Origin of the sequence: Pseudomonas sp. s4 (assembly GCF_046764235.1) — a bacterium.
Lineage (GTDB): Bacteria > Pseudomonadota > Gammaproteobacteria > Pseudomonadales > Pseudomonadaceae > Aquipseudomonas > Aquipseudomonas asiatica.
The window spans coordinates 4245470-4268070 of sequence record NZ_CP177209.1 but is presented as its reverse complement, the minus strand read 5'-3'; the positions used below and the strand labels follow the sequence as shown (position 1 = coordinate 4268070).

20 protein-coding genes are annotated in these 22601 nt (G+C 61.4%); 16 read left to right on the top strand and 4 right to left on the bottom strand.

All coding sequences use genetic code 11. The features are described from left to right. The first annotated feature begins 215 nt into the window (after positions 1 to 215). The 11 genes from sdhC (at position 216) to ACK56M_RS19800 (ending at position 14388) form a co-directional block, all read left to right on the top strand. Positions 216 to 602 (top strand): succinate dehydrogenase, cytochrome b556 subunit, encoded by a 387-nt coding sequence (gene sdhC, locus ACK56M_RS19850; RefSeq protein WP_012315350.1) that lies wholly within the window; start codon positions 216 to 218, stop codon positions 600 to 602. Further along, complete coding sequence (gene sdhD, locus ACK56M_RS19845) at positions 596 to 964, top strand: succinate dehydrogenase, hydrophobic membrane anchor protein (RefSeq protein ID WP_003254214.1); 369 nt, start codon at positions 596 to 598, stop codon at positions 962 to 964. The genes sdhC and sdhD overlap by 7 nt, the downstream gene beginning before the upstream one ends. Before the next feature lie 3 nt (positions 965 to 967). Next, entirely contained in the window at positions 968 to 2740 is a 1773-nt protein-coding gene (sdhA, locus tag ACK56M_RS19840; protein ID WP_013973442.1) for a succinate dehydrogenase flavoprotein subunit, read from the top strand. 11 nt (positions 2741 to 2751) lie between these two features. Beyond that, positions 2752 to 3456, top strand: coding sequence for a succinate dehydrogenase iron-sulfur subunit (locus tag ACK56M_RS19835; protein WP_011534752.1), 705 nt, complete (start codon positions 2752 to 2754; stop codon positions 3454 to 3456). Positions 3457 to 3701: 245 nt separating this feature from the next. Further along, positions 3702 to 6533, top strand: a complete 2832-nt coding sequence (locus ACK56M_RS19830; protein ID WP_015271096.1) for a 2-oxoglutarate dehydrogenase E1 component — start codon at positions 3702 to 3704, stop codon at positions 6531 to 6533. 42 nt (positions 6534 to 6575) lie between these two features. Beyond that, on the top strand, positions 6576 to 7796 hold the full coding sequence (odhB, locus tag ACK56M_RS19825) for a 2-oxoglutarate dehydrogenase complex dihydrolipoyllysine-residue succinyltransferase (protein ID WP_013973440.1): 1221 nt from the start codon (positions 6576 to 6578) through the stop codon (positions 7794 to 7796). Positions 7797 to 7889: 93 nt separating this feature from the next. Beyond that, a complete protein-coding gene (gene lpdA, locus ACK56M_RS19820; RefSeq protein WP_013973439.1) occupies positions 7890 to 9326 on the top strand; it encodes a dihydrolipoyl dehydrogenase in 1437 nt (478 codons plus the stop codon). A 172-nt stretch (positions 9327 to 9498) separates the two neighbouring features. Then, entirely contained in the window at positions 9499 to 10665 is a 1167-nt protein-coding gene (sucC, locus tag ACK56M_RS19815) for an ADP-forming succinate--CoA ligase subunit beta (RefSeq protein WP_003254205.1), read from the top strand. Further along, positions 10665 to 11549: a succinate--CoA ligase subunit alpha gene (gene sucD / locus ACK56M_RS19810; RefSeq protein ID WP_411958946.1), complete on the top strand. Its 885-nt coding sequence runs from the start codon at positions 10665 to 10667 to the stop codon at positions 11547 to 11549. The genes sucC and sucD overlap by 1 nt, the downstream gene beginning before the upstream one ends. Positions 11550 to 12029: 480 nt before the next feature. Next, the gene (gene brnQ / locus ACK56M_RS19805) at positions 12030 to 13343 is read left to right on the top strand and encodes a branched-chain amino acid transport system II carrier protein (RefSeq protein ID WP_015271095.1); all 1314 of its coding nucleotides are present in this window, start codon (positions 12030 to 12032) and stop codon (positions 13341 to 13343) included. Between the two features lie 295 nt (positions 13344 to 13638). Beyond that, positions 13639 to 14388, top strand: coding sequence for a DUF599 domain-containing protein (locus ACK56M_RS19800; RefSeq protein WP_015271094.1), 750 nt, complete (start codon positions 13639 to 13641; stop codon positions 14386 to 14388). A 67-nt stretch (positions 14389 to 14455) separates the two neighbouring features. Here the strand turns inward: ACK56M_RS19800 and ACK56M_RS19795 are convergent, their stop codons facing one another. After that, positions 14456 to 14749: a hypothetical protein gene (locus tag ACK56M_RS19795; RefSeq protein ID WP_015271093.1), complete on the bottom strand. Its 294-nt coding sequence runs from the start codon at positions 14747 to 14749 to the stop codon at positions 14456 to 14458. A 154-nt stretch (positions 14750 to 14903) separates the two neighbouring features. Here ACK56M_RS19795 and ACK56M_RS19790 point away from each other — a divergent pair, with 154 nt between their 5' ends. The 4 genes from ACK56M_RS19790 (at position 14904) to ACK56M_RS19775 (ending at position 18640) form a co-directional block, all read left to right on the top strand. Further along, entirely contained in the window at positions 14904 to 15380 is a 477-nt protein-coding gene (locus ACK56M_RS19790; protein WP_004375991.1) for a PaaI family thioesterase, read from the top strand. Then, on the top strand, positions 15377 to 15859 hold the full coding sequence (locus tag ACK56M_RS19785; RefSeq protein ID WP_411958945.1) for a PaaI family thioesterase: 483 nt from the start codon (positions 15377 to 15379) through the stop codon (positions 15857 to 15859). Before ACK56M_RS19790 ends, ACK56M_RS19785 begins: the two co-directional genes overlap by 4 nt. Before the next feature lie 71 nt (positions 15860 to 15930). Beyond that, on the top strand, positions 15931 to 17835 hold the full coding sequence (gene htpG / locus ACK56M_RS19780) for a molecular chaperone HtpG (RefSeq protein WP_023661535.1): 1905 nt from the start codon (positions 15931 to 15933) through the stop codon (positions 17833 to 17835). A gap of 79 nt (positions 17836 to 17914) precedes the next feature. Continuing rightward, entirely contained in the window at positions 17915 to 18640 is a 726-nt protein-coding gene (locus ACK56M_RS19775; protein WP_015271090.1) for a dienelactone hydrolase family protein, read from the top strand. Positions 18641 to 18769: 129 nt separating this feature from the next. Here ACK56M_RS19775 and ACK56M_RS19770 read toward each other — a convergent pair whose 3' ends face one another. Further along, entirely contained in the window at positions 18770 to 19633 is an 864-nt protein-coding gene (locus ACK56M_RS19770) for a pirin family protein (RefSeq protein WP_015271089.1), read from the bottom strand. Between the two features lie 117 nt (positions 19634 to 19750). Here ACK56M_RS19770 and ACK56M_RS19765 point away from each other — a divergent pair, with 117 nt between their 5' ends. Further along, positions 19751 to 20755, top strand: coding sequence for an amidohydrolase family protein (locus ACK56M_RS19765; RefSeq protein ID WP_015271088.1), 1005 nt, complete (start codon positions 19751 to 19753; stop codon positions 20753 to 20755). Between the two features lie 94 nt (positions 20756 to 20849). Here ACK56M_RS19765 and fabB read toward each other — a convergent pair whose 3' ends face one another. Both fabB and fabA read right to left on the bottom strand, forming a co-directional pair. Then, the gene (gene fabB / locus ACK56M_RS19760) at positions 20850 to 22070 is read right to left on the bottom strand and encodes a beta-ketoacyl-ACP synthase I (protein WP_013973429.1); all 1221 of its coding nucleotides are present in this window, start codon (positions 22068 to 22070) and stop codon (positions 20850 to 20852) included. Positions 22071 to 22081: 11 nt separating this feature from the next. Continuing rightward, positions 22082 to 22597, bottom strand: coding sequence for a 3-hydroxyacyl-[acyl-carrier-protein] dehydratase FabA (gene fabA, locus ACK56M_RS19755; RefSeq protein WP_003251509.1), 516 nt, complete (start codon positions 22595 to 22597; stop codon positions 22082 to 22084). Positions 22598 to 22601: the final 4 nt, after the last annotated feature.

The following is a 22601-nucleotide window of genomic DNA, read 5'->3' as shown; positions in this document are numbered from 1 at the left end:
TTCTCGCCCATTTACGCCTTTTGTGCGCTAAAGGCAATGCGCTATTTGGGCTACCCCGTCACGTTGTCATAAGCAGCCTAACTGTCTATACTCGCAACCCGACCGCCAGGGGCTTGCAAGCCCGAACTGCTGGGGGTCGCCGTTCCCTGGGTGGTGGGTACCTGACCAGTACACTTACCAACAACTTTGCCCTGATTCGCTAGGGGCTCTTCAGTGTGAAAAAAGCCGTGAAAAGCCAACGACCTGTAAACCTAGACCTAAGGACCATCAAGCTCCCCGTCACTGCGTACACGTCCATCCTGCATCGTATCTCCGGCGTCATCCTGTTCCTCGGCCTTGCCATCATGCTTTATGCACTGGGCAAGTCGCTGGGTTCCGAGGAAGGCTTTGGTGAGGTGAAGGCGTGTCTGACCAGCCCGCTGGCCAAATTCGTGACCTGGGGCCTGCTGTCCGCCCTGCTTTATCACCTCGTGGCAGGTGTTCGTCACCTGATCATGGACATGGGCATCGGTGAGACGCTGGAAGGCGGCAAGCTGGGCTCGAAAATCGTGATCGTCATCTCCGTGGTGCTGATCGTTCTGGTGGGAGTTTGGGTATGGTAACCAATGTCACGAACCTGTCGCGTTCGGGCCTCTATGACTGGATGGCGCAGCGCGTTTCTGCGGTCGTTCTCGCGGCTTACTTCCTCTTCCTGATCGGCTACGTGGTCGCCCACCCAGGCATCGACTACACCCAGTGGCATGGTCTGTTCTCCAACAACGCGATGCGGATCTTCAGTCTGCTGGCCCTCGTTGCCCTGGGCGCTCACGCCTGGGTCGGCATGTGGACCATTGCGACCGACTACCTGACGCCTATGTCGTTCGGCAAGTCGGCTACTGCGATTCGTTTCCTGTTCCAGGCGGTATGCGGCGTTGCGATGTTCGCTTACTTCGTCTGGGGTGTGCAGATTCTCTGGGGTATCTGATCCATGGCTAGCATTCCAACCATTTCCTTCGACGCCATCATCATCGGTGGCGGCGGCGCCGGCATGCGCGCTGCGCTGCAGCTGGCTCAAGGCGGCCACAAGACTGCCGTAGTCACCAAGGTCTTCCCGACCCGTTCGCACACTGTATCCGCCCAGGGCGGCATCACCTGCGCCATCGCTTCGGCCGACCCGAACGACGACTGGCGCTGGCACATGTACGATACCGTCAAGGGCTCCGACTACATCGGTGACCAGGACGCTATCGAATACATGTGTCAGGAAGGCCCGGCTGCGGTCTTCGAGCTGGACCACATGGGCCTGCCGTTCTCGCGTACCGAAACCGGTCGCATCTACCAGCGTCCGTTCGGTGGCCAGTCCAAGGACTTCGGCAAGGGTGGCCAGGCTGCCCGTACCTGCGCCGCTTCCGACCGTACCGGTCACGCGCTGCTGCACACCCTGTACCAGGGCAACCTGAAAGCCGGCACCACCTTCCTCAACGAGTACTACGCAGTTGACCTGGTGAAGAACCAGGACGGCGCATTCGTTGGCGTGATCGCGATCTGCATCGAAACCGGCGAGACCCTGTACATCAAGTCCAAGGCCACCGTGCTGGCAACTGGCGGTGCCGGCCGTATCTACGCCTCCACCACCAACGCACTGATCAACACCGGTGACGGCGTGGGCATGGCCCTGCGTGCCGGCGTGCCGGTGCAGGACATCGAAATGTGGCAGTTCCACCCGACCGGCATCGCCGGCGCCGGTGTACTGGTTACCGAAGGTTGCCGCGGTGAGGGTGGCTACCTGATCAACGCCCACGGCGAGCGCTTCATGGAGCGTTACGCGCCGAACGCGAAAGACCTGGCCGGCCGCGACGTGGTCGCCCGTTCCATGGTCAAGGAAATCATCGCCGGCAACGGCGTGGGCCCGAACAAGGACCACGTACTGCTGAAGCTGGACCACCTGGGCGAGGAAGTGCTGCACAGCCGCCTGCCAGGTATCTGCGAGCTGTCCAAGACCTTCGCCCACGTCGACCCTGTGGTCGCGCCGGTACCGGTCATCCCGACCTGCCACTACATGATGGGCGGCGTTGCCACCAACATTCATGGCCAGGCCATTACCATGGACGCCGAAGGCAACGATCACATCATCCCGGGCCTGTTCGCCGTAGGTGAAGTGGCGTGCGTATCTGTTCACGGTGCCAACCGCCTGGGCGGCAACTCGCTGCTCGACCTGGTGGTGTTCGGCCGTGCTGCCGGCCTGCACCTGGAGAAGGCGCTGACCGAAGGCGTGGAATACCGCGACGCCAGCGACACCGACGTCGATGTTGCCCTGAACCGCCTGAACAAGCTGAACGAGCGCACCACCGGTGAAGACGTTGCCAGCCTGAAGCGCGAGCTGCAGAGCTGCATGCAGAACTACTTCGGTGTATTCCGTACTGGCGAATACATGCAGAAGGGTATCGAGCAGCTGGCCGGTCTGCGTGACCGTATCGCCAACGTCAAGATCAACGACAAGTCCCAGGCCTTCAACACCGCGCGTATCGAAGCGCTGGAGCTGCAGAACCTGCTGGAAGTCGCCGAAGCTACCGCCATCGCGGCAGAAGCCCGTAAAGAGTCCCGCGGCGCTCACGCCCGTGAAGATTACGAAGACCGTGACGACGAAAACTGGCTGTGCCACACCCTGTACTACCCGGGTGAGAAGCGCGTCGCCAAGCGTGGCGTCAACTTTGCGCCGAAGACTGTTCCAGCCTTCGAACCAAAAGTCCGGACTTACTAAGGGTAGCCGCTATGTTGCAAGTCGAAGTTTATCGTTACAACCCGGACACCGATTCGGCGCCGAAAATGCAGACCTTCCAGGTCGATACCGGCGGCAAGGATCTGATGGTTCTGGACGTGCTGGCACTGATCAAGGAACAGGACGAAGGTTTCTCCTATCGTCGCTCGTGCCGTGAAGGCGTTTGCGGTTCCGATGGCATGAACATCAACGGCAAGAACGGCCTGGCCTGCATCACCCCGTTGTCGGCGGTGGTGAAGGGCAACAAGCTGATTCTGCGTCCGCTGCCGGGCCTGCCGGTCATTCGTGACCTGGTCGTCGACATGAGCATCTTCTACAAGCAGTACGAGAAGGTGAAGCCGTTCCTGCAGAACGACACCCCGGCACCGGCCATCGAGCGCCTGCAGTCGCCGGAAGACCGCGACAAGCTGGACGGCCTGTACGAGTGCATCCTGTGCGCTTGCTGCTCGACCTCCTGCCCGTCGTTCTGGTGGAACCCGGACAAGTTCCTGGGCCCCGCCGCACTGCTGCAGGCCTATCGCTTCCTGGCCGACAGCCGTGACACCAAGACCCAGGAGCGCCTGGCGTCCCTGGATGACCCGTTCAGCGTATTCCGCTGCCGCGGGATCATGAACTGCGTCAACGTTTGCCCGAAAGGTCTGAACCCGACCAAGGCAATCGGCCACGTACGTAACATGCTGCTGCAAAGCGGCACCTGATACAAAGAGTTGTACCTGCAGTAAGCCGAGGTGCGGGTGGTGAGCCCGCACTGAGGTAAAACCCGAACAAGGGCCCACAAAGCCTGCGTTCATTACCTATGAAGATATGAGACCAGCAGGGGCTTCCGGGCTGGTACCCGGAAAATCAGCAGGATCCAAGTGGCGTGGTTCAGTCGCTGTATTCGGACTTTTCCAGGTTTGCTGTGGCTCTCGCCGATCAGTCCCCTAACCGAGGGTGACCAAGCATGCAAGAAAGCGTGATGCAGCGCATGTGGGAAAGCGCCCACCTTTCAGGTGGTAACGCTGCATATGTGGAAGAGCTTTATGAGCTCTACCTGCACGACCCTAACGCTGTGCCAGAAGAGTGGCGCACCTACTTCCAGAAGTTGCCCGCCGACGGCAGCACCGCTACCGATGTATCGCACTCGACAATCCGCGACCATTTCGTACTGCTGGCAAAGAACCAGCGCCGCGCCCAACCGGTATCCGCCGGGAGCGTGAGCAGTGAACACGAGAAGAAGCAGGTTGAAGTTCTGCGACTGATCCAGGCCTATCGTATGCGCGGCCATCAGGCTGCCAAGCTCGACCCGTTGGGGTTGTGGCAGCGTCCTGCGCCCGTAGACCTGTCGATCAATCACTACGGCTTGACCAATGCCGATCTTGATACGACCTTCCGTGCCGGCGACCTGTTCATCGGCAAAGAGGAGGCGAGCCTACGCGAGATCTTCGAGGCGCTCCAGAAGACATATTGTCGCACCATTGGCGCCGAGTTCACCCATATCGTCGATTCCGAGCAGCGCAGCTGGTTCCAGCAGCGTCTGGAAAGCGTGCGCGGCCGTCCGGAGTTTTCCGCTGACGTGCAGGCCCACCTGCTCGAGCGCGTGACCGCCGGTGAAGGCCTTGAGAAATATCTGGGCACCAAGTACCCGGGCACCAAGCGTTTCGGCCTCGAGGGCGGCGAAAGCCTGATCCCGATGCTGGACGAGATGATCCAGCGCTCCGGTTCCTACGGCACCAAGGAAGTCGTGATCGGCATGGCCCACCGTGGCCGCCTGAACGTTCTGGTCAACACCTTCGGCAAGAACCCGCGCGAGCTGTTCGACGAGTTCGAAGGCAAGAAGATGAACGAGCTGGGCTCCGGTGACGTCAAGTACCACCAGGGCTTCTCCTCGAACGTGATGACCCCGGGTGGCGAAGTGCACCTGGCCATGGCGTTCAACCCGTCCCACCTGGAAATCGTCTCGCCAGTGGTCGAGGGTTCGGTGCGCGCCCGTCAGGACCGCCGCAACGACACCGTTGGCGACAAGGTACTGCCGATCTCGATCCACGGCGACGCAGCATTCGCCGGCCAGGGCGTGGTCATGGAAACCTTCCAGATGTCGCAGACCCGCGGTTTCAAGACCGGTGGCACCGTGCACATCGTGATCAACAACCAGGTTGGTTTCACCATCAGCAACCCGCTGGACGCGCGCTCCACCGAGTACGCCACCGACGTTGCCAAGATGATCCAGGCACCGATCCTGCACGTGAACGGCGACGACCCGGAAGCCGTGCTGTTCGTGACCCAGCTGGCCATCGACTACCGCATGCAGTTCAAGCGTGACGTGGTCATCGACCTGGTCTGCTACCGCCGCCGCGGCCACAACGAGGCCGACGAGCCGAACGGCACCCAGCCTTTGATGTACCAGCAGATCAGCAAGCAGCGCACCACGCGTGAACTTTACGCTGAGGCACTGATCCAGGCCGGCCGCATCGATGCCGAGCGCGCCCAGGCCAAGATCGACGAGTACCGCAACGCGCTGGACAACGGCCTGCACGTGGTGAAGAGCCTGGTCAAGGAGCCGAACCGCGAGCTGTTCGTCGACTGGCGTCCGTACCTGGGCCATGCCTGGACCGCGCGTCACGACACCCGCTTCGACCTCAAGACCCTGCAGGAACTGTCGGCCAAGCTGCTGGAGATCCCGGAAGGTTTCGTCGTCCAGCGCCAGGTCGCCAAGATCTACGAAGACCGCCAGAAGATGCAGGCCGGTGGCTTGCCGATCAACTGGGGTTATGCAGAGACCATGGCCTACGCCACCCTGCAGTTCGAAGGTCACCCGATCCGCATGACCGGCCAGGACATCGGCCGTGGCACCTTCTCGCACCGTCACGCGGTGCTGCACAACCAGAAGGACGCCAGCACCTACGTACCGCTGAAGAACCTGTTCCCGGGCCAGCCTCAGTTCGAACTGTACGACTCCTTCCTGTCGGAAGAAGCGGTACTGGCCTTCGAATACGGCTACTCGACCACCACGCCGAACGCGCTGGTGATCTGGGAAGCCCAGTTCGGTGACTTCGCCAACGGTGCGCAAGTGGTGATCGACCAGTTCATCACCAGCGGCGAGCACAAGTGGGGCCGTCTGTGCGGCCTGACCATGCTGCTGCCACACGGTTATGAAGGGCAGGGCCCGGAGCACTCCTCCGCGCGCCTGGAGCGTTACCTGCAGCTGTGCGCCGAGCACAACATCCAGGTCTGCGTACCGACCACCCCGGCCCAGATCTACCACCTGCTGCGTCGCCAGGTCATCCGTCCGCTGCGCAAGCCGCTGATCGTGCTGACGCCGAAGTCGCTGCTGCGCCACAAGCTGGCCATCTCGACCTTGGAAGACCTGGCAGAAGGCTCGTTCCAGACCGTTATCCCGGAAATCGACAACCTCGATCCGGCCAAGGTCGAACGCCTGGTCCTGTGCGGCGGCAAGGTTTACTACGACCTGCTGGAAAAACGCCGTGCCGAAGGCCGCGAAGACATCGCCATCGTGCGTATCGAGCAGCTGTATCCGTTCCCTGAGGACGACCTGGTCGAAATCCTGGCGCCTTACACCAACCTCAAGCATGCGGTCTGGTGTCAGGAAGAGCCGATGAACCAGGGCGCCTGGTACAGCAGCCAGCACCACATGCGCCGTATCCTGGGCCGCCACAACAAGGCACTGGTCCTGGAATACGCCGGCCGCGACGCTTCCGCCGCGCCAGCCTGTGGTTACGCATCGAAGCACGCCGAACAGCAGGAAAAACTGCTGCAAGACGCCTTCACTGTTTAATGCCTTCGCGCACCTGAAACCGAATTTAAGGAAACACAGATAATGGCTATCGAGATCAAAGCCCCAACCTTCCCGGAATCGGTTGCCGATGGCACCGTTGCCACCTGGCACAAGCAGCCGGGCGATGCCGTCAAGCGTGACGAGCTGATCGTCGACATCGAGACCGACAAGGTCGTCCTGGAAGTACTGGCCACCGCCGACGGCGTGCTGGGCGCAATCGTCAAGGGCGAGGGCGACACCGTCCTGTCCGACGAAGTACTGGGTTCGATCGTTGAAGGCGGTGCTGCCGCCGCTGCACCAGCTGCCGCCCCGGCCGCTGCTGCCCCGGCTGCCGCTGCTGCCGACGCTGGCGAAGAAGACCCGGTTGCCGCCCCGGCCGCGCGCAAGCTGGCTGAAGAGAACGGCATCGACCTGGCTGCCGTTGCCGGCACCGGCAAAGGTGGTCGCATCACCAAGGAAGACGTCGTCGCTGCCGTCGCCAACAAGAAGTCGGCGCCTGCTGCAGCTGCCAAGCCTGCCGCCGCTGCCGCTGCTGCCCCGGTTGTCGTTGCCGCTGGCGACCGCACCGAGAAGCGCGTGCCAATGACCCGCCTGCGCGCCAAGATCGCCGAGCGTCTGGTCGAAGCCCAGTCGAGCATGGCCATGCTGACCACCTTCAACGAAGTCGACATGACCGAAGTCATGGCCCTGCGTTCGAAGTACAAGGACCTGTTCGAGAAGACCCACAACGGCGTGCGCCTGGGCTTCATGTCGTTCTTCGTCAAGGCTGCCACCGAAGCCCTGAAGCGCTTCCCGGCTGTCAACGCCTCGATCGATGGCAACGACATCGTCTACCACGGCTACGCCGACGTCGGCGTTGCCGTGTCCAGCGACCGTGGCCTGGTGGTACCGGTACTGCGTAACGCCGAGTCGATGAGCCTGGCGGAAATCGAGAACGGCATCGCCACCTTCGGCAAGAAGGCTCGTGATGGCAAGCTGGCCATCGAAGAGATGACTGGCGGCACCTTCACCATCACCAACGGTGGTACCTTCGGTTCGATGATGTCGACCCCGATCGTCAACCCGCCGCAGGCCGCCATTCTCGGCATGCACAACATCATCCAGCGCCCGATGGCCATCAATGGTCAGGTTGTGATTCGCCCGATGATGTACCTGGCGCTGTCGTACGATCACCGCCTGATCGACGGCAAGGAAGCGGTAACCTTCCTGGTCACCATCAAGAACCTGCTGGAAGATCCGTCTCGCCTGCTGCTGGACATCTAACCCTCTGGCTGCGTACCGTGCCGGCCCTGGCTTCGCAGGAAGCCATGCCGCGCGGTCCGCGGCTTGTAGCTTGTAGCTGATAAGGAATCTTTTATGACCCAGAAATTCGACGTAGTGGTGATTGGTGCAGGTCCTGGCGGCTATGTTGCTGCCATCAAGGCCGCACAACTTGGTCTGAAGACTGCCTGTATCGAGAAGTACACCGACGCCGAGGGCAAGCTGGCCCTGGGCGGCACCTGCCTGAACGTAGGTTGCATTCCTTCCAAGGCGCTGCTGGACAGCTCCTGGAAGTACAAGGAAGCCAAAGAGAGCTTCAACGTCCACGGTATCTCCACTGGCGAAGTGAAGATGGACGTCGCCGCGATGGTTGGCCGCAAGGCTGGCATCGTCAAGAACCTGACCGGTGGCGTTGCCACCCTGTTCAAGGCCAATGGCGTTACTTCCATCCAGGGCCACGGCAAGCTGCTGGCCGGCAAGAAAGTCGAAGTCACCAAGGCTGACGGCACCACCGAAGTCATCGAAGCCGAGAACGTGATCCTGGCTTCCGGCTCGCGCCCGATCGACATTCCACCGGCTCCGGTCGACCAGAACGTCATCGTCGACTCCACCGGCGCCCTGGAATTCCAGGCCGTGCCGAAGCGCCTGGGCGTTATCGGAGCTGGCGTGATCGGCCTGGAACTGGGCTCGGTATGGGCTCGCCTGGGTGCTGAAGTCACCGTTCTGGAAGCCTTGGACACCTTCCTGATGGCTGCCGACACCGCCGTGTCGAAAGAAGCCCAGAAGACCCTGACCAAGCAAGGCCTGGACATCAAGCTGGGTGCGCGCGTCACCGGCTCGAAAGTCAACGGCAACGAAGTCGAAGTGACCTACACCGACGCCAACGGCGAGCAGAAGATCACCTTCGACAAGCTGATCGTCGCGGTTGGCCGTCGCCCGGTGACCACCGACCTGCTGGCTGCCGACAGCGGTGTGACCATCGATGAGCGTGGCTACATCTTCGTCGACGACTACTGCGCTACCAGCGTGCCTGGCGTGTACGCCATCGGTGACGTGGTGCGCGGCATGATGCTGGCCCACAAGGCCTCGGAAGAGGGCATCATGGTGGTCGAGCGCATCAAGGGCCACAAGGCCCAGATGAACTACGACCTGATTCCGTCGGTCATCTACACCCACCCGGAAATCGCGTGGGTCGGCAAGACCGAACAGGCCTTGAAGGCCGAGGGCGTTGAGGTTAACGTGGGCACCTTCCCGTTCGCGGCCAGCGGCCGTGCGATGGCTGCCAACGACACCGGTGGTTTCGTCAAGGTCATCGCCGATGCCAAGACCGACCGCGTCCTGGGTGTGCACGTGATTGGCCCATCGGCTGCCGAACTGGTGCAGCAGGGCGCAATCGCAATGGAATTCGGCACCAGTGCCGAGGATCTGGGCATGATGGTCTTCAGCCATCCGACCCTGTCCGAAGCGTTGCATGAAGCAGCGCTGGCAGTGAATGGCGGCGCCATTCACGTGGCCAACCGTAAGAAGCGTTAATTATAAGAAACCACGGCGGGCTGCCCGTCGTGAGTCTTGCGTGCATGACTCACCGCGGAAAGTCCGCCGGACCGGATCACACGGGAAAACCCGGGGTCAACGGTCACAGGTGGTGCGGCGCCAGTGATGGCGCAGCGCCGAAGCGCAGTACCTAACGAAGACGGTAAAAAGCATGAATCTTCACGAGTATCAGGGTAAGCAGCTGTTCGCTGAGTACGGCCTGCCAGTTTCCAAGGGTTTCGCTGTCGATACCCCTGAGCAAGCTGCAGAAGCCTGCGACAAGATCGGCGGGAACGAGTGGGTGGTAAAAGCCCAGGTTCACGCGGGTGGTCGCGGTAAGGCGGGCGGCGTCAAGCTGGTTCGCAGCAAAGAAGACGCCAAGGCGTTCGCTGCACAGTGGTTGGGCAAGAATCTGGTTACCTACCAGACCGATGCCAACGGTCAACCCGTCTCCAAGATTCTGGTCGAATCCTGCACTGACATCGCCAAAGAGCTGTACCTGGGCGCTGTAGTCGATCGTTCGAGCCGCCGTATCGTGTTCATGGCTTCCACCGAAGGTGGCGTGGACATCGAGAAAGTCGCTCACGAAACGCCTGAGAAGATCCTCAAGGCCACCATCGACCCGCTGGTCGGCGCTCAGCCGTTCCAGGGTCGCGAGCTGGCATTCCAGCTGGGCCTGGAAGGCAAGCAAGTTCAACAGTTCGCCAAGATCTTCGTTGGTCTGGCCAAGCTGTTCAAGGATCACGACCTGGCCCTGCTGGAAGTGAACCCGCTGGTGATCAAGGCCGACGGCGACCTGCACTGCCTCGATGCCAAGATCAACATCGACGCCAACGCCATGTACCGTCAGCCGAAGCTGAAAACCTTCCACGACCCGTCGCAGGACGACGCCCGTGAAGCCCACGCTGCCAAGTTCGAACTGAACTACGTTGCCCTCGAAGGCAACATCGGCTGCATGGTCAACGGTGCCGGCCTGGCCATGGGTACCATGGACATCGTCAACCTGCACGGCGGCAAGCCGGCCAACTTCCTCGACGTTGGCGGTGGTGCTACCAAAGAGCGCGTTACCGAAGCGTTCAAGATCATTCTGTCCGACAGCAATGTCGCGGCCGTTCTGGTCAACATCTTCGGCGGCATCGTTCGCTGCGACATGATTGCCGAAGGCATCATCGGTGCAGTGAAAGAAGTCGGCGTGAAAGTTCCGGTTGTCGTTCGCCTTGAAGGCAACAACGCCGAACTGGGCGCTAAAGTACTGGCAGAAAGCGGTTTGAACATCATTGCGGCAACCAGCCTGACCGACGCTGCTCAACAAGTTGTCAAAGCTGCGGAGGGCAAGTAATGAGCGTCCTGATCAATAAAGACACCAAAGTCATCTGCCAGGGCTTCACTGGCTCGCAGGGTACTTTCCACTCCGAACAGGCCATCGCCTACGGCACCAAGATGGTCGGCGGCGTAACCCCAGGCAAGGGTGGCACCACCCACCTGGGCCTGCCAGTGTTCAACACTGTGAAAGAAGCTGTGGAAGCTACCGGCGCCGACGCTTCGGTGATCTACGTTCCGGCTCCTTTCTGCAAGGACTCGATCCTGGAAGCTGCCTTCGGCGGCATCAAGCTGATCGTGTGCATCACCGAAGGCATTCCTACCCTGGACATGCTGGATGCCAAGGTCAAGTGCGACGAGCTGGGCGTGACCCTGATCGGCCCTAACTGCCCAGGTGTCATCACCCCGGGCGAGTGCAAGATCGGCATCATGCCTGGCCACATCCACCTGCCAGGCAAGGTCGGTATCGTTTCGCGTTCCGGCACCCTGACCTACGAAGCTGTGAAGCAGACCACCGACGCCGGCTTCGGCCAGTCGACCTGCGTCGGCATCGGCGGTGACCCGATCCCGGGCTCCAACTTCATCGACATCCTGAAGCTGTTCCAGGAAGACCCGAAGACCGAAGCGATCGTCATGATCGGTGAGATCGGCGGTTCGGCTGAAGAAGAAGCTGCGGCCTACATCAAGGCCAACGTCACCAAGCCTGTCGTTTCCTACATCGCTGGTGTTACCGCACCTGCGGGCAAGCGCATGGGCCACGCTGGCGCCATCATCTCCGGCGGCAAGGGTACTGCGGACGAGAAGTTCGCGGCCCTGCAGGACGCTGGTGTGAAGACCGTGCGTTCCCTGGCTGACATCGGCAAGGCCCTGGTCGAGCTGACTGGCTGGGAAGTCAAGAAGTAATACTGCTACACCCCCCACGCGCACAGAGGCCACCTTCGGGTGGCCTTTGTCGTTTCTGGGGGGAATTCCTGTGCCGGCCTCTTCGCGGGCTTGCCCGCTCCCACATGAGATCTCCACTTTCCGGGGCTGTGGTGATCCCCTGTGGGAGCGGGCAAGCCCGCGAAGAGGCCGGTACAGGCAACATGGATTTTTCGATGGGTTTGATAGGAATTTTCACGCAGACGAATGTTTCAATTCGAGGATAATTCTCGCTGTCCTCGGTTGCACAGACGACAAACATGTACGCACATCGGACAAGCAGCACTGTGCCAGTGCGTTTGACTGACAAAACAGTTACATTACGCGCTCACTCTGTGCCCGTACCCCAAAAGGGAACGACACGCTAAACGGGTCTGGCCTATCAAGCCGGGCAGCATTTCCCCTCATCCAAAGGGAAATCCCCTCTCGAATCCCGATTTCAGCAGTGTGGTACTACCTTAAATGAAAGTTCTCAAAGGCCAGGATATCCTGGCGCTTGGCTTTATGACGTTTGCGCTTTTCGTGGGCGCTGGCAACATCATCTTCCCGCCTATCGTCGGTCTGCAGTCTGGCCCGCACGTATGGATGGCGGCCCTTGGCTTCCTGGTTACCGCCGTGGGCCTGCCGGTCATCACCGTGGTCGCCCTGGCCAAGGTCGGCGGCGGCATGGATGCCCTGAGCAGCCCGATCGGCAAGTTCTTCGGTGGCCTGCTGGCGGCCGTGTGCTACCTGTCGGTCGGCCCGCTGTTCGCCACCCCGCGCACCGCGACCGTATCGTTCGAAGTGGGCGTTGCGCCGCTGACCGGCGAAAGCCCGCTGGCGCTGTTCATCTACAGCCTGGTGTACTTCCTCGTGGTACTGGCCGTGTCGATGTACCCGGGCAAGCTGCTCGACACCGTGGGCCGCTTCCTGGCGCCGCTGAAGATCATCGCCCTGGCGGTGCTGGGCATCGCCGCCTTCGCGCTGCCTGCCGGCACCATTGGTGAAGCGCAGCCGGCCTATGCCGCCGCAGCGTTCTCCAAGGGCTTCTCCGATGGTTACCTGACCATGGACACCCTGGGTGCCCTGGTGTTCGGTATCGTCATCGTCAACGCCATCCGCTCGCGCGGTGTCGAGTCGCCGAAACTGATCACCCGCTATGCCATCATTGCCGGCCTGATCGCAGGCGTCGGTCTGGCCCTGGTGTATATCAGCCTGTTCCGACTGGGTGCAACCAGCCACGAGATCGCGGCTGACGCTACCAACGGTGCGGCGGTACTGCATGCCTACGTGCAGCATACCTTCGGTTCGCTGGGCAGCGGTTTCCTCGCCGTGCTGATCGCGCTGGCCTGCCTGGTGACCGCCGTTGGCCTGACCTGTGCTTGCGCCGAGTACTTCAGCCAGATCCTTCCGCTGTCGTACCGCGCTCTGGTGGTGATTCTGGCGGGCTTCTCGCTGTTGATCTCCAATCTCGGCCTGACCAAGCTGATCATGTTCTCGATCCCGGTGCTTACGGCGATCTACCCGCCGTGCATCGTGGTGGTCGGGCTGAGCTTCGTGAAGGACCTGTGGAACTCGCCGACCCGCATCCTGGCACCAGTGATGCTGGTATCGCTGCTGTTCGGCATGGTCGATGCGATCAAGGGCAGCAGCATTGCCCACGTGCTGCCGGACTTCATGGCTCACCTGCCGCTGAGCGACCAGGGCCTGGCCTGGCTGGTGCCTTCGGTGGTGACCCTGGTTGGCGCCGTGGCCTGCGACCGCATGCTCGGCAAGCCGCGCGAAGCGCTGGCCTGATAGTCGAAGCCTGAGGGCGGCACCGGCCACAAGCCGAAGGGTGCTCGCCAAGGGTGGAAACTCAAGAGCCCCGTATCCGAAAGGATGCGGGGCTTTTTCTTTGCCTGCACTGGCCTCTTCGCAGCACAAGGCTGCTCCTACAAGTGCAGTGCCGTACCTGTAGGAGCAGCCTTGTGCTGCGAAGAGGCCAGAACAGGCAGTGCGGATTTCTGGGTGGATGTGTGCCTTTTACCGCTTGCCAGCGTCGAAATCCGGTCCCTATCCTTCAGGTATCTGGCCCTCCCGGGAACCGTGCATGAACTTCATCCAAAGCAACTTCAACAATCTTTTGGCCATCATCTGGTTCGCCCTGTGCTGGGGCGGTTACACCCGTTATGCCATCTGGAAGGGCCGCGACACCGCGTGCCTGGCCAGCGTGCTGCACCTGTACCGCGAAGACTGGATGCGCCGCATGCTGCTGCGCGACAACCGCATTGCCGATGCGAGCGTGATCGGCAACCTCGAGCGCAACGCCTCGTTCTTCGCCTCCAGCACCCTGATCATCCTCGCCGGTATCCTCACCGTGCTCGGGGCTTCCGACCGGGCGCTGTCGCTGCTGGCCGATCTGCCGCTGGTGCAGCAGACCTCCCAGGGCATGTCGGAGATCAAGCTGCTGTGCCTGGCCATGGTCTTCGTCTATGCCTTTTTCACCTTCAGCTGGTGCATGCGCCAATACAACTTCGCGGCAGTACTGGTGGGGTCGGCGCCGATGATCGGTGAACGGCTGGTCAATGAGCTTGAACGCAAGGCATTCGCCTCGCGGGCGGCGCGGGTGCTGTCGCTTGCCGCCAACCAGTTCAACCTGGGCCTGCGTTCCTATTACTTCGGCATGGCCATGTTGAGCTGGTTCATCAGCCCATGGTTATTCATGGTCATGAGTGTCGGGGTGGTGCTGATTCTGTACCGCCGCGAGTTCCATTCGGATGTATTGGATGTGATGGTGTTCACACCTACCGAAAGTGTTTCGATCGAACCCGCCAAGGAAAACACCGCTCCTGGTACCTGAAACGTTTAATCCATAAGTTTCAGGCACAAAAAAACCCGACAATGTCGGGTTTTTTTGTTTTAGCCGATTACTGCTTGGCAGGTTCGGCTGGAGCAGCTGGGGTAGCTGGAGCGGCTTCCGGAGCCGGAGTAGCCGGAGCGGCTTCTTCGGCGGCCTTCTGCTCGGCTTCGGCCTGATCTTTGGCGGCTTCGGCGTTTTCCTTGGCAGCCTCGTTCATTTTATCCTGAGCTTCGCCCGCTTTTTCCTGGGCTTGCTCGGCGTGTTGCTGTGCGTCCTGGGCTTTGTCTTCGCTCGCTTTATCGCAAGCGGCCAGGCCCATGGCAGCGGCCAGCATCAGAGCAAAAGCAAAAGGTTTACGCATGGGGGTGTTTCTCCTTGGTGGAATAAGTGACTTGTTCCTTCGAGTGCAACTACGCGGAATAAGTTCCGCGAAGATTACACATATATAACGTCCCGTTCTATATAGACTTTTTAACGATTTTATGCCGCTGCGGCAATGCGCAGGGAAACAGCCAATGAGTGATTCAACCTTGATGGCCATGGCCGAGCGTTTTCTCTCGGCCCTGAAACATTGTCAGTTGTTGCAAATGCGTGTGGTGCAAACCAATGCCGATGGCATGACCCTGGTGCTGCCCTGGTCTGCGGCCATTGTCGGCAACCCGCAGACCGGCGCCGTGCATGGCGGCGCGCTGACCACGCTGATGGACACCACCTGCGGCATGGCCACGCTGTGCGTGCTGCCGCGCTTCGAAGTGTGCCCGACACTGGACCTGCGCATCGACTATATGCATCCGGCCAAGGCCGGCAAAGACATCTACGGCCATGCCCAATGCTACCGGGTCACCCGCGATGTGATCTTCACCCGTGGCACGGCCTACCAGGATGACCCCGCTCAGCCTATCTGCCAGGTGGTGGGCACGTTCATGCGCCTGGGCCAGGAGATCAAGGGTGGCATCCGCTTCGGCAACAGCCTGAAGGAGGGCGGAGCATGATTCCGCACAATGTTCGCCAACAGCTCAACGCTGCTCATGCGGTGGGAGACTATCGGCCCTTGCTGGCGCTGATCCCCTATGGCGGCCTGATCGGCATTGAATGCGAGCGTCAGGGCGATGACCTGCTGTTCCGCCTGCCGGCCAGCCAGGACAACATCGGCAACCCGCTGCTGCCGGCCATCCACGGCGGGGTGATCGCGGGCTTCATGGAACTGTCGGCAGCGCTGTACCTGCTGATCTTCAGCGAGAGCGCAAGCATTCCGAAGATCATCGACTTTTCCATCGATTACCTGCGCGCCGGGCACTTTCGCGATACCTACGCCCAATGCCAGCTTTGGCGCCAGGGCCGGCGGGTGACCAATGTGGCCATCACCGCCTGGCAGGGGGACAGGCAGTCGCCGATCGCCACGGCTCGGGCCCATTTCAAGATCGAACCGGAAAAGCCCTTGAAATCATCCGGGCAGCCCCCATCTGCATGACATCCGCCGCTAAACGCTGGCCAACCTGGCCGCCAGGCGTCAACTGCCATCAGATCGGAGTTTTGAAGACCATGAGTGTGGAGACTCAAAAAGAAACGCTGGGCTTCCAGACCGAGGTAAAGCAGCTGCTGCACCTCATGATCCATTCCCTGTATTCGAACAAGGAGATCTTCCTGCGTGAATTGATCTCCAACGCCTCCGACGCCGCCGACAAGCTGCGTTTCGAGGCCCTGGCCAAGCCAGAGCTGTTCGAAGGCGACGCCGACCTGAAGATTCGCCTGAGCTTCGACAAGGACGCCGGTACCGTGACCCTCGAGGACAACGGCATCGGCATGAGCCGCGAAGACGTCATCGCCCACCTGGGTACCATCGCCAAGTCCGGCACTGCCGACTTCATGAAGAACCTCACCGGTGACCAGAAGAAGGACTCGCACCTGATCGGTCAGTTCGGTGTGGGCTTCTACTCCGCGTTCATCGTTGCCGACAAGGTCGACGTGTACAGCCGCCGTGCCGGCCAGCCGGCCGCTGAAGGCGTGCACTGGTCGTCGAAGGGCGAAGGTGAGTTTGAAGTCGCCACCATCGACAAGCCACAGCGCGGCACCCGCATCGTCCTGCACCTGAAGAAGGGCGAGCAGGAGTTCGCCGATGGCTGGCGCCTGCGCAATGTGGTCAAGAAGTACTCCGACCACATCGCCATGCCGATCCAGCTGCTGAAAGAGCAAGCTACCGCCGAAGGCGAAGAGCAGCCGGCCGAAGAGTGGGAAACCGTCAACCGTGCCAGCGCCCTGTGGACCCGTCCGCGTACCGAAATCAAGGACGAGGAATATCAGGAGTTCTACAAGCACATCGGCCATGACTTCGAAAACCCGCTGGCCTGGAGCCACAACAAGGTAGAAGGCAAGCTCGAATACAACTCGCTGCTGTACGTGCCCGCCCGCGCGCCGTTCGACCTGTACCAGCGCGAAGCGCCACGCGGCCTGAAGCTGTACGTGCAGCGCGTGTTCATCATGGACCAGGCCGAATCGTTCCTGCCGCTGTACCTGCGCTTCATCAAGGGTGTGGTCGACTCCAACGACCTGTCGCTGAACGTGTCGCGTGAAATCCTGCAGAAAGACCCGATCATCGACTCGATGAAGACCGCGCTGACCAAGCGCGTGCTGGACATGCTGGAGAAGCTGGCGAAGAACGAGCCCGAGCAGTACAAGGGCTTCTGGAAGAACTTCGGTCAGGTGCTGAAGGAAGGCCCGGCCGAAGACTTCGCCAACAAGGAAAAGATCGCCGGCCTGCTGCGCTTCGCTTCCACCCAGGACGACAGCGGCGAGCAGAGCGTCGCCCTGGCCGACTACCTGGCTCGCGTCAAGGAAGGCCAGGACAAGATCTACTACCTCACCGGCGAGTCGTACGCGCAGGTCAAGAACAGCCCGCACCTGGAAGTCTTCCGCAAGAAAGGCATCGAAGTGCTGCTGCTGACCGACCGTATCGACGAGTGGCTGATGAGCTACCTGAACGAGTTCGACGGCAAGGCCTTTGTCGACGTCGCCCGTGGCGACCTGGACCTGGGCAAGCTGGACTCGGAAGAAGACAAGAAGGCCCAGGAAGAAGTCGCCAAGGACAAGGAAGGCCTGGTCGAGCGCCTGAAGGGCGCGCTGGGTGACAGCGTGGCCGAAGTGCGCGTATCGCACCGCCTGACCGACTCGCCGGCGATCCTGGCCATCGGTGAGCAGGACCTGGGCCTGCAGATGCGCCAGATCCTCGAAGCCAGCGGGCAGAAGGTGCCGGAGTCCAAGCCGATCTTCGAGTTCAACCCGACCCACCCGCTGATCGAGAAGCTGGACAACGAGCAGAGCGAAGACCGCTTCGCCGAGCTGTCGCACATCCTGTTCGATCAGGCAGCCCTCGCGGCCGGTGACAGCTTGAAGGACCCGGCGGCTTACGTTCGTCGCCTGAACAAGCTGCTGGTCGAACTGTCTGCTTGAGTTGATGCATAGGAAAGCCCGCTTCGGCGGGCTTTTTTCATGGCGAGCATATTGATGACGAGTGCCAAAGGAGTGCTTGATGAGCAAAGTAATCGTCGAATCGCTGGTCTATCACCTGTCCGGCAAGGCGTATGAAAGCCGCCTGGTATACGAGCCGGGCGCGCTGGGGCGGCCAGGTCTGGTGATGGCGCCGAACTGGATGGGTATAGGCGAAGGTGCCGAGCGCATCGCCAAGGAAGTGGCCGAGAAGGGCTATGTAGTGCTGATTGCCGACCTGTACGGGCAATCGGTGCGTCCGTCCAATGCCGACGAGGCCGGCGCGGCGATGATGCCGTTGAAGAATGACCGAGGCGAGCTGCGCAAGCGCATGCAGGAAGCCCTGGCGCAACTGTTGGGGCAGTCGAAGGCGCTGCTGGAACCGGGCAAGGTCGGCACGTTTGGTTTCTGCTTTGGTGGCTGCTGTGCACTGGAGCTGGCCCGTACTGGCGCCGATTTGCGTGCGGCGGTGTCGTTCCATGGCACCCTGGATACCCCGAACCCGGAAGATGCCAAGCGCATCAAGGGCTCGGTGCTGGTGCTGCACGGCGCTTCCGATCCACTGGTGCCGAAGGAGCAGTTGCCGGCGTTCGAGGAGGAGATGAACGCGGCCAAGGTTGACTGGCAATTGCTGAGCTATGGCGGCGCGGTGCACTCGTTTACCGACCCGAGTGCCAATGTGCCGGGCAAGATGCAGTATGATCGGCGTACCTCGGAGCGGGCGTTCCGCTCGATGCATAACCTGCTGACCGAAGTGTTCCAGCGCTGATGGCGCATTGGGGCTGCTGCGCAGCCCTTCGCGGGCTTGCCCGCTCCCACAGGTACGGAACTGCCCGTAAGTGCAACGCCGTCCCAGTGGGAGCGGGCAAGCCCGCGAAGGGTCGCAAAGCGGCCCCAATTACCGCGGCAACTCGATTCTGGAGGTTTCCCCCGGCACCACCGGCCATTCCCCAGCAGCCCACTTGGCCCGGGCCTGTTCGATCAGCTCCACATCACTGGCGACAAAGTTCCAGTTCATCCGCCGCGGCCCATCCAGTGGTGCGCCACCAATCAGCACCAGCTGGCACTCACCCTCCGCATACAGCGTCACCTCTTTACCCTCGGGCAGGACCACCAGGCTGCAGGGTTCCACATCCTCATCGTTCATCACCAGCTCACCATCGAGCAGGTACAGCGCCCGCTGCGCATGCTCGTTCGGCACCAATAGCGTGGTTGCCGGTTGCATCTGTACATGCGCGTACAGGGTAGGGGAGAGCACCGGCACCGGCGATTCCAGGCAGAACCCGCTGCCGGCGATCATGCAGATGCGTACTCCCAGGCTGTCGCTGACCGGCAGGCTCGCCGCCGGGTGATGGCTGTAGCTTGCCGGGCCTTGTTCCTGCTCGCGTGGCGATGCCAGCCATACCTGCAGCCCGTGCAGGCGTGAGCCATGGGCCAGGGCATCTTCAGGAGTACGCTCGACATGGGCCACACCGCTGCCTGCGGTCATCCAGCTGACGTCGCCCGGCAGCACCCGCTGCACCGAGCCGAGGCTGTCCTTGTGCAGGATTGCCCCTTCGAACAGGTAGGTAAGGGTCGACAGGCCGATATGCGGGTGCTGGCGGATGTCCATACCATGCCCCGGGGCATAGTCGGTTTCGAGCATGTGGTCGAAAAACACGAACGGGCCGACGCTGCGACACTGGGCCGATGGCAGCGGGCGCAGGATCGGCTGGCCCTCGACCGATTCGGCACGTGGGCGGATGACCAGGGGGCTGCTCATGGGAAGGCTCCAGGCAAGGTGGAAATGCCCCAAGCATAGCGGTTTGCCCGCCCCGGCTGAACCGTCTCGTAGGCCGGCCGGTCTAGAGATCTGATACCCGGAAAAGGAAGCTTCATCATGATCGTGAGAGCGTTGGCCTGCGTGCTGTTATCCACCTGGCTGTGCCAAGCGGCGCAGGCACGCGACTACCGCTACAGTGATGCCCACCTGCACTACGTCGACTTCTTCCAGGAAAGCGAAGGCATGCCTGCGCTGATCAAGGCCATGGATGCCGCCGGTATCGAGCAGTCGATGATTTCCGGCGTCCCGGTGGCCAAGAAGTGGCATGAAGACGAGCCCAAGCGCCCACGCTATTACGCTGGGGATGACGCCGAAGCCTACTGGTACAGCGCCACCGATACCTACGTGGCGGCGGCGCTACAGCAACTGCCCGACGAGCAGCGCAAGCGCTTTCATCCGTTCCTGGCCGGCTTCAATCCGGTGGACAAGAACGCCGCCAGCCATATCGAGCGCATGCTCGATCTGCATCCGGGGCTGTGGCAGGGCATTGGCGAGGTGTTCACCCGCCACGATGACCTGACTGCTCTGACCAGCGGTGACACGCCGCGCGCCAACAACGAAGCCATGGCGCGTATCTACCACCTGGCGGCCGAGCGCGACCTGCCGGTGCTGCTGCATTCCAACATCACCTCCAAGCGCGAGCGCAACCCGCTGTACCTGGCGGAGATCGAACAGCCGCTGCGCAATCACCCGCACACGCGGTTCATCTGGGCGCATGCAGGCAGCAGCATGGAGATTCACCGGCACCAGACGCAGATGGACTTTCTGCTGCCGGTGCTGACGCGGTTGCTGGAGGATTACCCGAACCTGTATGTCGATTTGTCGTGGAGCGTGCTGAAACCCTATCTGCTGGATGACCGGGGTGTGCCGCGCAAGGCGTGGCTGGCACTGGTCGAGAGGTTCCCGGAACGGTTCATGCTGGGTTCGGATGTGGTGGGGCGGTTTGGCAGCCTTGGGGAGCAGATGCATGGGTTCAGGCCGTTTCTGGACGCATTGCCGGAACAAGTTGCCAACAAGGTGGCCAGGGAGAATTTTCTGGCTGTACTGCCCAGGCGGAAATAAGGGTTTTCCTGTGCCGGCGATAGGGCCGGTACAGGCAATACAAATGAAAACGCCCCGAATCAGTCGGGGCGTTTTCGTTTACCGCAGCAGCGTCTTACTTGCCTTCCCAGCGCTTGAGCACCAGGGTGGCGTTGGTGCCGCCGAAGCCGAAGCTGTTGCTCATGACCGTGTCGATCTTGGCGTTTTCTTCGGTCTTGCGCAGGATCGGCAGGTCGGCGACTTCCGGGTCCAGCTCGTCGATGTTGGCGGAGCCGGCGATGAAGTTGTTTTCCATCATCAGCAGGCAGTAGATCGCCTCGTGTACGCCGGCAGCGCCCAGCGAGTGGCCCGACAGGCTCTTGGTCGAGCTGATCTTCGGCGCCTTGTCGCCGAACACGGCGCGAACGCCCTTGATCTCGGCAACGTCACCGACCGGGGTCGAGGTGCCGTGGGTGTTCAGGTAATCGATCGGAGTGTCGACGGTCGACAGCGCCTGCTGCATGCAGCGGATAGCACCTTCGCCGCTCGGGGCAACCATGTCGTAGCCGTCGGAAGTGGCGCCGTAGCCGACGATTTCCGCGTAGATCTTGGCGCCACGGGCCAGGGCGTGTTCCAGCTCCTCGACCACCACCATGCCGCCACCGCCAGCGATGACGAAGCCATCACGGTCGGCGTCGTAGGCGCGCGAGGCCTGTTCCGGGGTTTCGTTGCGCTTGGTCGACAGGGCGCCCATGGCATCGAACAGGAACGACTGGCTCCAGTGCTCTTCTTCACCGCCACCGGCGAAGACGATGTCCTGCTTGCCCCACTGGATCTGCTCCAGGGCGGTGCCGATGCAGTGTGCCGAAGTGGCGCAGGCCGAGGAGATCGAGTAGTTGATGCCCTTGATCTTGAACGGGGTGGCCAGGCACGCCGAAACGGTGCTGCCCATGGTGCGGGTAACGCGGTACGGGCCGACGCGCTTGACGCCTTTCTCACGCAGGGTGTCCAGCGCTTCCATCTGGTTCAGGGTCGAGGCGCCGCCGGAGCCCGCCACCAGGCCGGTACGCGGGTTGGAAACCTGCTCTTCGGTCAGGCCGGCGTCCTTGATCGCATCCTGCATCGCCAGGTAGGCGTAGGCAGCAGCGTGGCCGACGAAGCGGTAGACCTTGCGGTCGATCAGTTCTTCGAGGTTGAGGTCGATGGACCCGGAAACCTGGCTACGCAGCCCCATTTCCTTGTATTCCGGGTTGTAACGGATACCCGGACGGCTGTTGCGCAGGTTTTCGGTGACGGTAGCTTTGTCATTGCCCAGGCACGATACGATGCCCAGACCAGTGATAACGACGCGGCGCATGCGAATAACCCTTAGAAATTGTCAGTGGAGGTGAACACGCCGACCCGCAGGCCTTCGGCAGTGTAGATCTCGCGGCCGTCGACGCTGACCGAGCCATCGGCGATGGCCATGTTCAGCTTGCCCTTCAGGACGCGCTTGATGTGAATGTTGTAAGTGACTTTCTTGGCTTCCGGCAGTACCTGGCCGAAGAACTTCACCTCGCCCGAACCCAGGGCGCGCCCGCGGCCTGGCAGGCCCTGCCAGCCGAGGAAGAAACCTACCAGCTGCCACATGGCATCAAGCCCCAGGCAGCCCGGCATTACCGGGTCGCCTTCGAAGTGGCAGGCGAAGAACCACAGGTCCGGATTGATATCCAGCTCGGCGACCAATTCACCTTTGCCGTACTTGCCGCCTTCTTCGCTGATATGGGTGATGCGATCGACCATCAGCATGTTCGGCGCGGGCAGTTGCGCATTACCTGGGCCGAACAGCTCACCGCGACTGCAGCGCAGCAGGTCTTCCCGAGTAAAGGCGTGTTGTTTGGTCATGCGA

Bases quoted from the DNA above. Each gene is read 5' to 3' on its own strand.
- sdhD (WP_003254214.1), top strand. From the start codon at position 596: ATGGTAACCAATGTCACGAACCTGTCGCGTTCGGGCCTCTATGACTGG.
- sdhA (WP_013973442.1), top strand. From the start codon at position 968: ATGGCTAGCATTCCAACCATTTCCTTCGACGCCATCATCATCGGTGGC.
- ACK56M_RS19835 (WP_011534752.1), top strand. From the start codon at position 2,752: ATGTTGCAAGTCGAAGTTTATCGTTACAACCCGGACACCGATTCGGCG.
- ACK56M_RS19830 (WP_015271096.1), top strand. From the start codon at position 3,702: ATGCAAGAAAGCGTGATGCAGCGCATGTGGGAAAGCGCCCACCTTTCA.
- odhB (WP_013973440.1), top strand. From the start codon at position 6,576: ATGGCTATCGAGATCAAAGCCCCAACCTTCCCGGAATCGGTTGCCGAT.
- lpdA (WP_013973439.1), top strand. From the start codon at position 7,890: ATGACCCAGAAATTCGACGTAGTGGTGATTGGTGCAGGTCCTGGCGGC.
- sucC (WP_003254205.1), top strand. From the start codon at position 9,499: ATGAATCTTCACGAGTATCAGGGTAAGCAGCTGTTCGCTGAGTACGGC.
- sucD (WP_411958946.1), top strand. From the start codon at position 10,665: ATGAGCGTCCTGATCAATAAAGACACCAAAGTCATCTGCCAGGGCTTC.
- brnQ (WP_015271095.1), top strand. From the start codon at position 12,030: ATGAAAGTTCTCAAAGGCCAGGATATCCTGGCGCTTGGCTTTATGACG.
- ACK56M_RS19800 (WP_015271094.1), top strand. From the start codon at position 13,639: ATGAACTTCATCCAAAGCAACTTCAACAATCTTTTGGCCATCATCTGG.
- ACK56M_RS19795 (WP_015271093.1), bottom strand. From the start codon at position 14,749: ATGCGTAAACCTTTTGCTTTTGCTCTGATGCTGGCCGCTGCCATGGGC.
- ACK56M_RS19790 (WP_004375991.1), top strand. From the start codon at position 14,904: ATGAGTGATTCAACCTTGATGGCCATGGCCGAGCGTTTTCTCTCGGCC.
- ACK56M_RS19785 (WP_411958945.1), top strand. From the start codon at position 15,377: ATGATTCCGCACAATGTTCGCCAACAGCTCAACGCTGCTCATGCGGTG.
- htpG (WP_023661535.1), top strand. From the start codon at position 15,931: ATGAGTGTGGAGACTCAAAAAGAAACGCTGGGCTTCCAGACCGAGGTA.
- ACK56M_RS19775 (WP_015271090.1), top strand. From the start codon at position 17,915: ATGAGCAAAGTAATCGTCGAATCGCTGGTCTATCACCTGTCCGGCAAG.
- ACK56M_RS19770 (WP_015271089.1), bottom strand. From the start codon at position 19,633: ATGAGCAGCCCCCTGGTCATCCGCCCACGTGCCGAATCGGTCGAGGGC.
- ACK56M_RS19765 (WP_015271088.1), top strand. From the start codon at position 19,751: ATGATCGTGAGAGCGTTGGCCTGCGTGCTGTTATCCACCTGGCTGTGC.
- fabB (WP_013973429.1), bottom strand. From the start codon at position 22,070: ATGCGCCGCGTCGTTATCACTGGTCTGGGCATCGTATCGTGCCTGGGC.
- fabA (WP_003251509.1), bottom strand. From the start codon at position 22,597: ATGACCAAACAACACGCCTTTACTCGGGAAGACCTGCTGCGCTGCAGT.